This window comes from Streptomyces sp. ALI-76-A, assembly GCF_030287445.1.
GTDB lineage: Bacteria > Actinomycetota > Actinomycetes > Streptomycetales > Streptomycetaceae > Streptomyces.
The window spans coordinates 5396678-5411066 of record NZ_JASVWB010000002.1; the positions used below are offsets into that span (position 1 = coordinate 5396678).

A 14389-nucleotide genomic window follows, 5' to 3' on the forward strand; every position below is an offset into this window, starting at 1 on the left:
ACCCGGCCCGGCAACACGGAGGGTGCGGTGTAGGGCACAATTCGCTGTCATCGTGGGGCACTTACGGGGCACATTTCGGGGCTGGGAAGGCGGACGTCGGACGTGGCGGTGCAGGAGGCGAGACAGGGCGCGACCGGGGGCGCTCAGGACGGAGCCGGAGGTGCGCACGGAGGCGGCTGCACCTGCGGGGACTGTCCGCACGGAGCGCGGGCGGGACACCGGCGGGCGGTCGCCGCGTTCCTGCTGAAGCGGGACGGGTTCGCGGCGGGGGAGGGGCTGCCCGCGGGTGTGGCCCACTCGGCGTCGGCCTCCCGGCAATGGGTCTCCGAGGAACTGACCCAGTCCGCCGAACTCGTCGCCGAACGCGGCCGGGCCGAGGGCGAGGCCTGGCTGGCCCGGCTCTGGCGCCGCACCGTGATCACGACCTGGGCGCTGGTCGTCCTGTTGCTGCTGGCACAGGCGCTCACGGCGATCGGCGCGGGCTGGAGCACCGCGCGCACGGCCGGACTGCTGGCCGCCGTGCTGATGGCCGGGGCGCTCACCGCGGCCTCCTGGTTCCACCGGGCGCGCGGCGGTGCGCTGGCGCCGCTGATCGGCGAGGACAACCGCCTGTCCACCTCCCGCGCGGTGGCGGCCGGCTGGGTGCTCCTCGTCGCGTACGCCGTGCTGGTGCTGGCCGGCCGCCTGGCCATCGCCTCCGACCGCGCCGAGCGCGACGCGCTGATCTCCGGGCTCGGACTCTCCCGGGGCGCGGGCGTGGTGACGGTGCTCGCGGTGGTGTGCGCGATCGCCGTGCTGGTACGACGCGTGGTCGGGCTGCGGGTGCTCGGGCAGCGGCTGCAGAAGGTACGGGCGGACCGGCCGCGCGCCGCCGACCTGCTGACCGACGACGCGGGCCGGGGCACCTTCGCCGACCTCCAGTACGTCGTCATCAGCGCCGTGGCCCTGCTGTTCGCGGCGGTGCGGCTGGCCCGGCGCCCCGACCAACTGCCCGACCTGCCGTGGGGACTGGCGGTCGTGGTGCTGGTGTCGGCCGGTACCTATCTCGCCGGGAAGTACGCCGAGGGCGGGCGCCCGGTGATCCTGTCCGTCGTACGGGCCCGGGAGGCCGGCGACCTGGACGGGCCGATCCGCACCGGCGACGACGTGGAGATCCGCGGCGCCGGATTCGTCCCGCCGGGGGCACAGACGGCGGACCGGCTGTCGCGGATGGTCGTGCGGGTCGGCGCGGTGAACGTGCGGGTGCCGCTGGTCCCGGTGACCGGCGGCTTCAGCAACCCGACGGACTCCGTGCTCACCGTGCCGGTGCCGGTGGACGTGGAGCCGGGCCGGGTGGAGGTCCAGGTGGTCACGGCGGCGGGGGTGGAGACGAACCGGTACGCGATCGACGTCACGGAGTGACTGACGTGAAGGGGTGGCGTGACCGGGTGACGTGACGGAGTGACAGCCGCCTCCACGGGCCGCCGTCCCGGGCGCGGGACGGGACGGACCGACCGGGAACAGGAGGGAGCGCTGTTCCCCCGTCGTACGTATCGTCTTCTCAAAGGGTCACTGCACAGCGGGCGAGAGGCGGCTTGGAGCGATGACTCACAGCATGCGGACGGACACCCACTCCCCCTACCTCGACGGCGACCGTGACTGGCGGGACACCGCCACCCGCTACGCCCTGCTCCCTCTGCGCGTCTTCCTCGGCGTCACCTTCATCTACGCCGGTCTGGACAAACTCACCGACAGCGCGTTCATGAAGGGCTCCGGATCCGGTTCGGTCGGCGACCTGATGCGTACCGTCCGCGACTCCTCCGCCATCCCGGCCCTGGTCGACCTGGCCCTGAAGAACCCCGGCGCCTTCGGCTACGCCATCGCCTTCGGTGAACTCGCCGTCGGGATCGCCACCCTGATCGGCCTCCTCACCCGCCTCGCAGCGCTCGGCGGCGCGCTGATCTCGCTCAGCCTGTGGCTGACCGTGAGCTGGACCACCGAGCCCTACTACTACGGCAACGACCTCATCTACCTCATGGCCTGGCTCCCCCTCGTCCTCGCCGGCGCCACTGTCCTCTCCCTGGACGCGGCCCTTCGGTCCCGGCGGCGACAGCGGTCAGGCGGATATCGGTAGGCGCGAGCGACGGCGGGGCGCGCGCGGCCGACGGGTGGGCGGCCTCACACGGGTGAGCGTGGGTGGCCGGGCTTCCCGGGCCGGTGTCAGCGGGGGGCCTCCAGGCGCGCCCCGGAGGCCGTCGCCCTGGTGTCCGTACGGCCCGCTCTTCGGCGTCTGCGGATCGTCCGGGTGAGGAATCCGACCGCGCCCGCCAGGAACAGGCCGATCACCACCAAGGGGATCACCGCGAACCACGGGGTCTCCCAGAGGCCGCCCGCGTCGCCGGCGTAGATGACGCCCGCGAGGGCGAGGAAGAGGCCGACGACCAGCCTGCCGGGCTGGAACTCATGACGCAGCACGGCTCACCTCCACCTGACCCGCGCCCACCTTGAGGTCGAGGTCGACCGTGCCGGCGCTCTTGACGCCCGCGCCCGGCGAGAGGGTCAGCTCCTTGAACCTGCCCGGCTGCACGTCCACGTCCTTCTTCTCGTCACCCGGCAACTGGATGTCGCCCACCCCCACGTCGATGGTCAGCCTCACCGTCACGTCCGGCGGCATGATCACCCGCGCCCGGCCCACGCCCACCTCGACCTCCGACTCCACCGTCTGGCCCCCGGCGAGCCGCAGCCGGGTCAGGTCCAGCGTTCCGACGCCGGTGCCCAGGTCGTACGTGCGCTTCATGTCCGTCGCCGTGACGGGCCGCCAGGTCGTGCGCACCCAGTCCGTGCCGATGTTCTCGGGCAGCGCGGCGGAGCAGGCGAGCAGGCCCGCGGTGGTGATCGCCAGGAAGACCGACCCCGCGCCGGTGCGGCCCAGGAACGCGCTGACCGCGATGCCGACGCCCAGCATGGTCAGCGCACAGGCCAGCCCGGTCTGCAGGCTGGTGCCCAGGGCCTGGTCCTCCCACGTCAGCCGGGTGCCGAGGCCGCCCGCGAGCAGGGCGAGGAGGAAGATCCAGCCGCCGATCCAGCGGGGGCCGCGTGGTCCGGGCGACTGCGCGGACGGGGTGCGCGTGTCCTGGTGGCCGGTCCGCCCGGTGCCGAGGCCGATGGTGACGGCCGCCGCGATGTCCCGGTCGTGCGAGTCCTGCGGCCCCCAGAGATAGCCCGTGCCGCCGACGTGGGTGCCGTCCTTGACGATGGGGTCGCGCCACCAGGACGGGTAGGCGGCGGGCACCGGCGGGGCCTGGGCCTCCGGCGGGGCGTCGGCGACGGCCTGCGCGGCCAGCGGGTCCGTGTCGGGGGCGCCGCGCTGCCGCGACCAGTACCCGGCACCCGCGAGGAGCAGGGACAGCACCACGGCGAAGGTCAGCACCCCGCCGTTCTTCAGCAGCGTGAGGAACACCCCGCAGCCGACCAGCGCGAACAGCACGGCCGTCAGCGCCTGGCCGTCGACACGGCCGGTCAACAGCTTGCGCACCTCGTTCTCGTCCTCGTCGTCGTACGGGACGCACAGCCAGGCGAAGCCGTAGAAGAGGAGGCCGATGCCGCCGGTCGCGGAGAGCACCGCGAGGGTGATCCGGAAGATCACCGGGTCCATGTCGCACTGTCGCCCGAGTCCGGCGCACACCCCGGCGAGCATCTTGTGCCGCGGGTCGCGCCGGAACCTGTGCGGCAGTCCGGCCGCACCGCCCTCGCCCGGCACGTCGGTGCCTGTGTCGCCGGGCATGCCGGGCCTGCCCCTGCCGGGGGACGGCGGGGACTGCGGCGCGGTCCTTGCCGTGCCGGTGCGGGCGCCGGTGCCTGTGCCCCGGTCCGTAACCGTTCCTGTGCCCGTGCCCGTAGCCGTTCCTGTGCCCGTAGCCGTTCCTGTGCCTGTGCCCGTGCCCGTAGTCGTGCCTGTGCCCGTGGCCGCCCGCGCGCCCGCACCCGGTCCCGCCGGGCTGCCCGCACCCCGCTCCGCCCGCGCGTCCGCCTGCTCGCGCGGGTCCGTCCGCGCCCGCGCCTCCGCCCGCTCGTGCGCGCGCGGTTCCTCTTCCGCGGCGGCAGCGGGGCGCGCGCCGGACGAGGTGCCCTCGTCGGGCACGGAGTCCGCGGCGTGCTGGTGCTCTGTCATGGGTCCATGGTGACGGGCGCGACGCCGTGGCGGCAGTCGGTACGACCCTGGCCGGACCCTGATATCTCCCCTGAGCCGGCGCCGGGGAAGCGTTCGACGACCGGGGCCGGTGAAGATCAGGGACGTCTCGGGGGCCGACCCTGATGCCCCGCACCCCACACCGTGTGACCATCATTGGCATGCCGGAAGCCGCAGCAGCGCCCCTCGTCGACCCGCGGCCACCGCGCAAGCTCTACCGCAGCAGTGACGGACGCTGGCTGGGGGGCGTGGCGCGGGGGCTCGCCGGGCATCTCGGGCTGCCGGTGATCTGGGTGCGGCTGGTCTTCGTCGGCCTGTTCATGGCGGACGGTCTCGGCGCCCTGCTGTACGCCGCGTTCTGGTTCTTCGTCCCGCTCGGCGTCGGCGGCGTCGGCGGCCAGCGCACGCCCTCCCTCGTCACCACGGAGACCTCGCCGGACGGCCGCCGCAGACTCGTCACCCGCAGACCGGACAAGGGCCAGATCGTGGCCCTGCTCCTGATGGTCGTCGTGGCCATGGTCTTCGTGGGCAACGTCAACCTCGGCAACGGCGCGAAGGCCTACCTGTGGCCGATCGTCCTGGTCGGCGCGGGCGTCGCCTTGGTCTGGCGCCAGGCGGACAACGCCCGCCGGGCCCGCTGGGTCGAGGCCGGACGGCGTCGGCGCACGCTCAGCCTGCTGCGCGCGGGCGCCGGTGTCCTGCTGGTCACCGCCGGTGTCTCCGGCATCTTCGTCCTTCAGGGCTCCGCCGCCCACCTCGGCTCGGTCCTCCAGGCGGCCCTCGCGGTGCTCGTCGGCATCACCCTGCTCGCCGGCCCCTACCTCGTGCGCATGACGCAGGACCTCTCCGAGGAGCGGCTGATGCGCATCCGCGCCCAGGAGCGCGCCGAGGTCGCCGCGCACGTCCACGACTCCGTGCTGCACACCCTGACCCTGATCCAGCGCAACGCGGAGAGCCCGGCGGAGGTGCGCCGCCTCGCCCGCGCCCAGGAGCGCGACCTGCGCACCTGGCTGTACAAACCGGAGGGCACCGGCAAGGACGAGGCCGACGAGCCCACCACCCTCGCCGACGCGGTCCGGCGCAACGCGGCGGAGGTCGAGGACAAGCACGGCGTCCCCCTCGAGGTCGTCGTCGTCGGCGACTGCCCCCTCGACGAGAGGATCAGCGCGCAGATGCAGGCCGCGCGCGAGGCGATGGTGAACGCCGCCAAGTACGGTGGCGAGGGCGGCTCCGTCCAGGTCTTCGCCGAAGTCGAGGGAAAGACGGTCTTCGTGTCCGTCCGCGACCGCGGCCCCGGCTTCGACCTCGACTCGATACCCGCCGACCGCATGGGCGTCAGAGAATCGATCATCGGCCGGATGGAACGCAACGGCGGCACGGCGCGACTGCGCGCGGTGCCGGACGGCGGCACGGAGGTCGAGCTGGAGATGGAGAGGGCGGAGAAGACGTCATGAGCGACCCGACCGAGGGAAACAGCACGGCGGGAGCGGCGGAGACGGCCGAGTCCGCGAAGAGCGCCGGCGTGGGCGAGCGGCACGCGCGCGTGGTCCTCGTCGACGACCACCGCATGTTCCGTACGGGGGTCCAGGCCGAGATCGGCCGGACCGAGGAGACCGGTGTCGAGGTCGTCGGCGAGGCCGCGGACGTCGACCAGGCGGTCACGGTCATCACCGCGACCCGCCCCGAGGTGGTTCTCCTGGACGTTCACCTCCCGGGCGGCGGCGGGGTCGAAGTCCTGCGCCGCTGCGCCCCGTTGATGGCCGACGCCGAGCAGCCGGTCCGCTTCCTCGCACTGTCCGTGTCGGACGCGGCGGAGGACGTGATCGGGGTGATCCGGGGCGGCGCGCGGGGCTACGTCACGAAGACGATCACCGGTACGGACCTGATCAACTCCATCTTCCGTGTCCAGGAGGGCGACGCCGTCTTCTCCCCGAGGCTCGCCGGTTTCGTGCTGGACGCCTTCGCGTCCACGGACGCGCCGCCCGTCGACGAGGACCTCGACCGCCTCACCCAGCGCGAACGCGAGGTCCTGCGCCTGATCGCCCGGGGGTACGCGTACAAGGAGATAGCCAAGCAGCTCTTCATCTCGGTGAAGACGGTCGAGTCCCACGTCTCGGCGGTCCTGCGCAAGCTCCAGCTCTCCAACCGGCACGAGCTGACCCGCTGGGCGACGGCCCGGCGGCTGGTCTAGCGTCCCGAGGGGCCGGCGGGCCCGGCCCCTCACACCACCCGCGTCGCCCCCGCGAACGGCATCTCGCTGATCGGCGCCACCCGTACCGGCGCCGACGGGTTCGGGGCGTGGACCATCTGCCCGTTGCCGACGTAGAGGCCGACGTGGCTGATGCCGGAGTAGAAGAAGACCAGGTCGCCCGGGAGCAGTTCGGAGCGGGCCACGCGCCGGCCGGCGCCGATCTGGGCGTACGTCGTGCGGGGCAGGGCGATGCCCGCGGAGCGGTACGCGGCCTGCATCAGGCCCGAGCAGTCGAAGGCGTCCGGACCGGTCGCGCCCCACACATAGGGGCTGCCGAGCTTGGCGTAGGCGTACGAGACGGCCGCCGCCGCCCGGGAGTCGGGCGCCTGGGCGGTGGCCGGGCCGGGCGCCGTCAGGCCGTCCCGCGCGCCGGCGGCGGAGCGTGAGGCGCGGGCCGGGGCGGCGGTGCCCTCCCCGTACCGGGCGCGCTCCTGGGCGGAGAGCCGGGACAGCAGCTGCCGGGCCGTGTCCAGCTTGCCGTCGATCGTCGTCCGGTGCCGGCTCAGCTCCGACCGGCGGGACGTCAGCGAGGTCAGCTCGACGCGCGCGGCTCCCCGCAGCCGCTCGATCTCCCGCAGCTGCCGACGGACCCGCGCGACGGACGAGGCCTGCCGGCTGCCCGCGCGCTCGACGAACGCGGCCCCCTCCAGATACCGGTCCGGGTCGGAGGACAGCGCCAGGCGCAGCGCGGGATCCAGGCCGCCGTCGCGGTACTGCGCGGCGGCCATCGAACCCAGCGCGTCCCGTGCCGAGTTGAGCTGCCCGGTCCGGCGTGCCGCCTCGTCCCGCAGGGCCGACAGCCGCTGCTCGGCGGCCTCCGCCTGCTCCTTCGCGCCGTTGTACTTCTCGGTGGCGACCTCCGCCTCCTGGTACAGCCTGTCCACCTCCGCACTGACCTCCGCCGGCGTCGGCTGGGGCTCGGCGTGTCCGGTCCCGTCGAGACCCGTCGCCGTCGCCGCGCCCGCGAGGGCGATCGTGGCGGCCGTGCGGGCCGTGGTGCCGCTGACCGAACGGCGCCGGGGCTTGCGGTGCGCTGCCAACTGGGGTGCACGTCCTTTCGTACGACCGCCCTGTCCGTACGAACGCCAAGCGGAGCGGACGTACGACCGCCCGGGGGCGGATGACGCGTCCGGCGGCGCCCCGCACAGGGGGACGGGCCGCCGCCGGACCTTCTCGGCGGTGGTGGCCGACTGCCGCCCCTGGCCCGGGCGGCGGTGGGGAGCCGGTCACCTGGGGAAGGACGCTAAACCGACGGTGACGGCTAGGTAACGGCTTGTGCGGAAGTGCTGTGAGCGGACCGCCGGGTGACCGCAAGTGACCGTGATCCAGGAGGGGCGCCGACTGCTTGAGGCGGCGCGATGACCGATGTGGGGAATGCGGGACACGGGTGGCCGCCGGGGTGCTATGGGTCGCGTATATGCGGGGTCCGCTCCGGCGAGGTGGGCCGGTGTCCGCCGGCGCGGACGCCCCTGATTAGGCTCCGGCGTCATGGACGTACTCATCCATCTCCTCGTCGCCCTGCACATCATCGGCATCGCCTCGCTGCTCGGCGGCTTCCTCACGCAGCTGAAGGCGATGGGCCGGGGCACCGCCCGCTTCGTCCCGGCGATGCTGCACGGCGCCCTGACGATGCTGGTCACCGGCGCGATCCTGGTCGGCCTCAACCAGGCCGACGGCCAGCACGTCGACAACGTCAAGATCGGTGTCAAGCTGGCCCTGCTGATCGTGATCCTGGGACTCGTCTACGTGAAGCGGGACGACGAGAAGGTGGACAAGCGCCTGTTCGGCCTGGTGGGCCTGCTGACCACGGCGAACATCTTCATCGCGGTGCTGTGGACCTGACCGCCGCCCGCCCGGCGCCCGCCCCGCGCGGGGCGCGCGTCAGCCCGGACGCACCACGCTGTGGACCGACGCCTCGCCGTCGTGGAAGACCGACTCCTCGCGGACGTACGAGCCCGGCTTCGGGACGTGGATCATCATGCCGTTGCCGACGCAGATGCCGACATGGCTGACGTCGTCGTAGAAGAAGACCAGGTCACCGGGGAGGGCGGCGGAGAGGGGGACCGTGGTGCCGGCGTTCACCTGGTCGCGGGTGGTGCGCGGGAGGTCGACTCCGGCGGCCCTCCAGACGGCCCGGGTGAGGCCGGAGCAGTCGTAGGACCCGGGGCCGGTGGCGCCCCAGACGTACGGCTTGCCGATCTGGGCGCGGGCGAAGGCGAGCGCCCTCGTGGCCCTGACGGAGTACGAGGGGTCGGCCGTCGTGGCGCCGGAGCCCGAGGGGGACGTGAGCGGGGAGGACGTGGACGGGGAGCCCGGCGCGGTGATCTGCGTGGAGTCGCTGCGCTCCGGCCGGTTCGCGGCCTCCTGCCGGGCGTTCCGCACCGCCGCCGCCTGCTGCTGTTCCGCCAGTTCCGCGGCGGTGCGGGCCGCCTCCCGCCGCTCGGTCGCCGCGAGCCGGGCCTTCTCCTCGGCGGCCGGCCGGGACAGCAGGCCGCGCGCGTCGGCGAGCTTCTTCTGGACGGTCGCCTTGGCCGTCTTCAGGTCGCTCCGCGACGTGGTGAGCGTCCGGTGACTCCCGGCGGCCTCCTGGCGCTGCTTCACCGTCGCGTCCCGCTCGGCGGCGTGGTCGTCGACCGCGTCCTGCCGGAGGCCGGCCGGCCGGCTCGTCGACCGGGTGCGGTCGACGTGGTCCCGCGGGGGGCCCGCGAGCGGGGACGTCGCGGTGTCGGGCCCGGCGGCGCCGGTGCGGTACGGGGCGGAGGTGAGGGAACCCGGTTCCTCCCGCGCCTCGGTGAGCCGCCGCGTGCCCTGGGGGACGTCGTCGAGCAGGGTGCCGACGCGCTCGCGCTGCTTGGCGGACCTCTCCTTGGCCGCGTTGTACGTGTCGGTCGACGACCCCGCCTGGCGGTACAGGTCGCCGACCTTCTTCTCGACCTCTTCGAGGCTCGGCCGGTCGTCGGCCGGGGCGGCTTCGGCCGACTGGGACAGCAGGGCGACGGAGGTGAGGGCCGCCGTGGCGAGGGCGGGGGTCCGGATGCCTGCTACGCGCGTACCCGCGGGACGCGACTTGCGGTGCGACGCCAAGGGCGGCGACTCCTTCCGTGTTCCGCCTGCCGGGTTAGCTGTCGGGTTCGGGCGGGTGCTTCGGAAGGTGTGCCCTACGGCTCGCTCCGGAGGGGAGTCGGGCCGATTCACCCCGGGTTCCGTGGGTCCCCGGCTCCGGGTGCGCGGCGGCACTCCGGACTCGGCGGAGGCCGCGCGGTCCGGCGGGGTTCGCCGGTGGGGGTCGTACGGCCTGCTCGGCACGGTAGCCAACGCGTGTGGCGCCTGTGAAGGTTGATGCGCGATATGCCCGATACATTTTCGTGACCTTCGGTCAGGACTTCGCGTGCCGTGGCCGAAGCGGAGTGATCTGCGCATATGTGCGTGCCTTTCGGTGGCATCGTGACCGTCCGTACTCACTCCTTGCGGCGGTGTCGGTGTCAGCACCGAGGGTGACCTCCGAGGGCGACCTGGACGTCGGCCCGCTCCGCGGCGGCCGGGTGTCGGAGGTCGTTCCGCCGGAGTTCTCGGGGCGGCGGCGGGGTGTCAGTGGGGAGCTCTAGACTCGGAGAGCGATGAGCAGCCTCTTTGATGACAGCTTCCTGGCGAACCTCCAGGCCCCGCGGGGCCACGAGGAGGAACCCCCGCCGCCCGAGGACGATCACGTACCGGAGCCCGTACCGGACGATCTGTTCGGCGGGAAGTTCGACGTGCCACCGGACCGGGACACCCACTACCGCGACGGCGCCCCGCGCCCGGTGGTGGACCCGGCCGCGCTCCTGGAGGGGCTGAACGAGAACCAGCGGGCCGCCGTCGTGCACCACGGCACCCCGCTGCTCATCGTGGCCGGCGCCGGCTCCGGCAAGACCCGCGTGCTCACCCACCGCATCGCGCACCTGCTCGGCGAGCGGAACGTGCATCCGGGCCAGATCCTCGCGATCACCTTCACCAACAAGGCCGCGGGCGAGATGAAGGAGCGCGTCGAGCAGCTCGTCGGCCCGCGCGCGAACGCGATGTGGGTGATGACGTTCCACAGCGCGTGCGTGCGCATCCTGCGCCGGGAGAGCAAGAAGCTCGGCTTCACCTCCTCCTTCTCGATCTACGACGCCGCCGACTCCAAGCGCCTGATGGCCCTGGTCTGCCGTGATCTGGAGCTCGACCCCAAGCACTTCCCGCCGAAGTCCTTCAGCGCCAAGGTCTCCAACCTCAAGAACGAGCTGATCGACGAGGAGGACTTCGCCGCCCAGGCCGCCGACGGCTTCGAGAAGACCCTCGCCCAGGCCTACGCGATGTACCAGTCGCGACTGCGCGAGGCGAACGCCCTCGACTTCGACGACCTGATCATGACGACGGTCAACCTGCTCCGTGCCTTCCCCGACGTGGCCGAGCACTACCGCCGCCGCTTCCGGCACGTCCTCGTGGACGAGTACCAGGACACCAACCACGCCCAGTACGCCCTGGTCCGGGAGCTGGTCGGCACCTCCGAGCACCCGGTCGACGTGCCGCCGAACGACCACGACGTCCCGCCCGCGGAACTGTGCGTGGTGGGCGACGCCGACCAGTCGATCTACGCCTTCCGCGGCGCGACCATCCGCAACATCCTCCAGTTCGAGGAGGACTACCCGGACGCGACGACGATCCTGCTGGAGCAGAACTACCGCTCCACCCAGACGATCCTCACCGCCGCCAACGCGGTCATCGAGCGCAACGAGTCCCGCCGCCCCAAGAACCTGTGGACCAACGCGGGCGCGGGCGCGCGGATCACCGGCTACGTCGCCGACACCGAGCACGACGAGGCGCAGTTCGTCGCCGAGGAGATAGACCGCCTCACCGACGCGGGCGACGCGAAGGCCGGCGACGTCGCCGTCTTCTACCGGACCAACGCTCAGTCCCGTGTCTTCGAGGAGATCTTCATCCGCGTCGGCCTGCCCTACAAGGTCGTCGGCGGTGTCCGCTTCTACGAGCGCAAGGAGGTCCGGGACGTCCTGGCCTACCTGCGGGTGCTGGCCAACCCTGAGGACTCGGTGCCGCTGCGCCGGATCCTGAACGTCCCCAAGCGGGGCATCGGCGACCGCGCCGAGGCGATGATCGACGCCCTGTCCCAGCGGGAGAAGATCTCCTTCCCGCAGGCGCTGAGGCGGGTCGACGAGGCGTACGGCATGGCCGCGCGTTCCACCAACGCCGTCAAACGGTTCAACACACTGATGGAGGACCTCCGTACGATCGTCGAGTCCGGCGCGGGCCCGGCGACGGTCCTGGAGGCGGTCCTCGAACGCACCGGCTATCTCGCCGAGTTGCAGGCCTCCACCGACCCGCAGGACGAGACGCGGATCGAGAACCTCCAGGAACTCGCGGCCGTCGCCCTGGAGTTCGAGCAGGAGTCGGGCGAGGGCGAGGAGTCCGGATCCCTCTCCGACTTCCTGGAGCGGGTCGCGCTGGTCGCCGACTCCGACCAGATCCCCGACGAGGACGAGGACGGCTCCGGAGTCATCACCCTGATGACCCTGCACACCGCCAAGGGCCTGGAGTTCCCGGTCGTCTTCCTGACCGGCATGGAGGACGGCGTCTTCCCGCACATGCGCGCCCTCGGCCAGGCCAAGGAACTGGAGGAGGAACGGCGGCTGGCGTACGTCGGCATCACGCGCGCGCGGGAGCGGCTGTATCTGACACGGTCGTCCATGCGCAGCGCGTGGGGGCAGCCGTCGTACAACCCGCCGTCCCGCTTCCTGGAGGAGATCCCCGCGCAGCACGTGGACTGGAAGCGGACGGGTGCCATGGCACCGGTGTCCTCCGGTCCGGTGTCCGGGGTGGCGGCCTCGCTGTCGTCGTCCCGCTCCCGCTCCTCGGCGTCGGGCGCGTCGGGCTTCGCCACGCGGCGGACCTCGGAGAAGCCGACGGTGTCGCTGGCGGTGGGGGACCGGGTCACCCACGACCAGTTCGGGCTCGGCACGGTCGTCGCCGTGAAGGGCACGGGCGGCAACGCCGAGGCGACGATCGACTTCGGGGACGAGAAGCCGAAGCGGCTGCTGTTGAGGTACGCGCCGGTGGAGAAGCTGTAGCCCGCACGCGACGAGCCCCGGCCGAACGGCCGGGGCTCACCAGGCGGTCGCCCGTGCGGGCGGTCACCTACGTCGGGTCGACGCCGTGGCTGCGCAGCCAGGACAGCGGGTCGATCGCCGAGCCGCCGGCCGGCCGTACCTCGAAGTGCAGGTGCGGGCCGGTCGAGTTGCCCGAGTTTCCGGCGTAGGCGATCGGGTCGCCGGCCTTCACGGTCGTACCGGAGGCGACCCGGTAGCTGGAGAGGTGGCAGTACCACGTCTCCGTGCCGTCCTTGTCGGTCACGATCATCATGTTGCCGTACGCGCTGTTCCACTGCGTCCGCACGGTGCCGTCGGTCGCGGCCATCACGGTCGTGCCGTAGGACACCGGGAAGTCGATGCCGGTGTGGATGGACATCCAGTTGATGCCGGACTGGCCGTAGTAGGCGCTGAGTCCGTGCTGGGCCACCGGCAGCGCGTACTTGGGGCGCAGCCGCTCCTTGCGGGCGGCCTCCGCGGCGGCCTTCTTCTTCTCGGCCTCCTGCTGCGCCTTGAGGTCGATACGTTCCTGCGTTCGGCTGACCCGGTCGCTGAAGTCGTCCGCCTCGGCGGACAGGCTCTGCAACTGGGTGTCGAGCTTGTTGTTCGCGGTGGCCGGCTGCACGGGGGCCGCGTCCGCCGCGGTCGTCGAGACGTCCTTGTCCTCGCTGGTCAGCGTGGTGACGGAGGCGGCGGCGATGCCCGCGACCCCCATCACGCAGGCCGAGGGCACGGCCACCGTCAGTAGCGCGGACCGCTTGGCGGGCAGCCGGCGGCGGGAGCGGGACCCGCCCCGAGCGGCGGCGCGGGACGCCGGGACCGGGGTGAGCTCTTCCTGGTCGTCCAGCAGCGGTGTGTCGGAGGCGGCCGTCCCGTCCGGCAGGGACGGCATCTCACCGGTGGTGGCCGACTCGCCGTCGTCCGGGGCGTGTTCGCCGTATCCGACGTGGTCGAAGGTCGCCGTCTCCTGCCCGCCGGCGTGCTCGCCCCGCTGCTCGCAGTCCTCGTCGCCCGCCGTGGCGGGGCCGTCGGAGTTCCACTGCGTGGCGTCGTAGGCCCCGGTGTCGAAGGCCTGGGTGCCCCATTCCCACTGCTGCGTCCCGTCGGCCGGGGCGCCGGACTGGTCGGGCTGGAGCCAGGCGTTCGCGTCCCACTGGCCGCTGGTGTCGGGGCTCGTCGCCTGCGGCGGGATCGCGGAGAGGTGCTGGTGCTCGCCGGTCCAGGCGGTGGAGTCGTACGTGCCGCTGTCGTACGCGCCGCCGCCGTGGGTACCGCTGTCGTACGTGCCGCCGTCATGGGCGGCGTGGTGCCGGGCCGCGTACGGGTCGTGGTGCACGGTCTGGTGGCCACCCGTGGACCAGAGGGACATGTCGTACGAGCCCGTGCCGTCGGCGGGCAGGCAGCCGAACAGGGGGTCGGACTCGAAGCTCGTGGTCGACCTGCCGGTGTCGAATCCCGAGCCCGAAGGCGGGACAAAACCGGTGGCGTCATAGTCGGCGTACGTGGTGAAGTCGCCGTACTGGGCTTCCTGGGTGCCGTACGACGCGTAGTGCGCCGGGTCGGCGTCGGAAGCCGGAGCCGGGGTGGTCATGGTCCCCGACGGGTGACGGTCGTTCACCAACTTCTCTTTCGCCTCGACAACAGGGGCTGCCAGAGCAGTGCGGCGACTGTACCCGGCGGTACGCGGGCACGACAATCTTCCGCTGGTTTCGCTCGCGCAGGAAACGGGCATTCGGCCGTGTTTCGGGGGACCGCGGGCGAGAGTTTGGCCCTGTGTTCGAAGAGTGTTCGATGTCGGTGTGCTGTCGGACGGCTGTTTTCCCGCTGTGCGGGGCGGTCTCAGGGGGCGGT

11 protein-coding genes and 1 riboswitch are annotated in these 14389 nt (G+C 72.7%); of the genes, 6 read left to right on the forward strand and 5 right to left on the reverse strand.

The genetic code is table 11. The features are described from left to right. Positions 1–102: 102 nt before the first annotated feature. Positions 103–1401 (forward strand): hypothetical protein, encoded by a 1299-nt coding sequence (locus QQS16_RS25270; RefSeq protein WP_286064138.1) that lies wholly within the window; start codon positions 103–105, stop codon positions 1399–1401. A 181-nt stretch (positions 1402–1582) separates the two neighbouring features. Next, complete coding sequence (locus tag QQS16_RS25275; protein ID WP_286064139.1) at positions 1583–2113, forward strand: DoxX family protein; 531 nt, start codon at positions 1583–1585, stop codon at positions 2111–2113. Between the two features lie 86 nt (positions 2114–2199). On the opposite strand, the gene QQS16_RS25280 is transcribed toward QQS16_RS25275, so the two are convergent. Beyond that, positions 2200–2454 (reverse strand): hypothetical protein, encoded by a 255-nt coding sequence (locus tag QQS16_RS25280; RefSeq protein WP_286064140.1) that lies wholly within the window; start codon positions 2452–2454, stop codon positions 2200–2202. After that, the gene (locus tag QQS16_RS25285; protein WP_286064141.1) at positions 2441–3763 is read right to left on the reverse strand and encodes a PspC domain-containing protein; all 1323 of its coding nucleotides are present in this window, start codon (positions 3761–3763) and stop codon (positions 2441–2443) included. The genes QQS16_RS25280 and QQS16_RS25285 overlap by 14 nt, the downstream gene beginning before the upstream one ends. A 566-nt stretch (positions 3764–4329) precedes the next feature. Between QQS16_RS25285 and QQS16_RS25290 the strand changes: the two genes are divergently transcribed. Then, on the forward strand, positions 4330–5622 hold the full coding sequence (locus QQS16_RS25290) for an ATP-binding protein (protein WP_286064142.1): 1293 nt from the start codon (positions 4330–4332) through the stop codon (positions 5620–5622). Beyond that, positions 5619–6359, forward strand: a complete 741-nt coding sequence (locus QQS16_RS25295) for a LuxR C-terminal-related transcriptional regulator (protein ID WP_286064143.1) — start codon at positions 5619–5621, stop codon at positions 6357–6359. Before QQS16_RS25290 ends, QQS16_RS25295 begins: the two co-directional genes overlap by 4 nt. A gap of 29 nt (positions 6360–6388) precedes the next feature. Here the strand turns inward: QQS16_RS25295 and QQS16_RS25300 are convergent, their stop codons facing one another. Continuing rightward, the gene (locus tag QQS16_RS25300; protein ID WP_286064144.1) at positions 6389–7459 is read right to left on the reverse strand and encodes a C40 family peptidase; all 1071 of its coding nucleotides are present in this window, start codon (positions 7457–7459) and stop codon (positions 6389–6391) included. Between the two features lie 448 nt (positions 7460–7907). On the opposite strand from QQS16_RS25300, the gene QQS16_RS25305 reads away from it, so the two are divergent. After that, positions 7908–8261 carry a hypothetical protein gene (locus tag QQS16_RS25305; RefSeq protein WP_286064145.1) on the forward strand — a complete coding sequence of 118 codons (354 nt, stop codon included), beginning with the start codon at positions 7908–7910 and terminating at the stop codon, positions 8259–8261. A gap of 39 nt (positions 8262–8300) precedes the next feature. Here the strand turns inward: QQS16_RS25305 and QQS16_RS25310 are convergent, their stop codons facing one another. Beyond that, complete coding sequence (locus QQS16_RS25310) at positions 8301–9503, reverse strand: C40 family peptidase (RefSeq protein ID WP_286064146.1); 1203 nt, start codon at positions 9501–9503, stop codon at positions 8301–8303. An 8-nt stretch (positions 9504–9511) separates the two neighbouring features. Then, positions 9512–9662: riboswitch (cyclic di-AMP (ydaO/yuaA leader) on the reverse strand. Between the two features lie 374 nt (positions 9663–10036). Here QQS16_RS25310 and pcrA point away from each other — a divergent pair. Then, positions 10037–12520 (forward strand): DNA helicase PcrA, encoded by a 2484-nt coding sequence (pcrA, locus tag QQS16_RS25315; protein WP_286064147.1) that lies wholly within the window; start codon positions 10037–10039, stop codon positions 12518–12520. A 67-nt stretch (positions 12521–12587) separates the two neighbouring features. Here pcrA and QQS16_RS25320 read toward each other — a convergent pair whose 3' ends face one another. Beyond that, positions 12588–14156: a M23 family metallopeptidase gene (locus QQS16_RS25320; RefSeq protein WP_286064148.1), complete on the reverse strand. Its 1569-nt coding sequence runs from the start codon at positions 14154–14156 to the stop codon at positions 12588–12590. Positions 14157–14389: the final 233 nt, after the last annotated feature.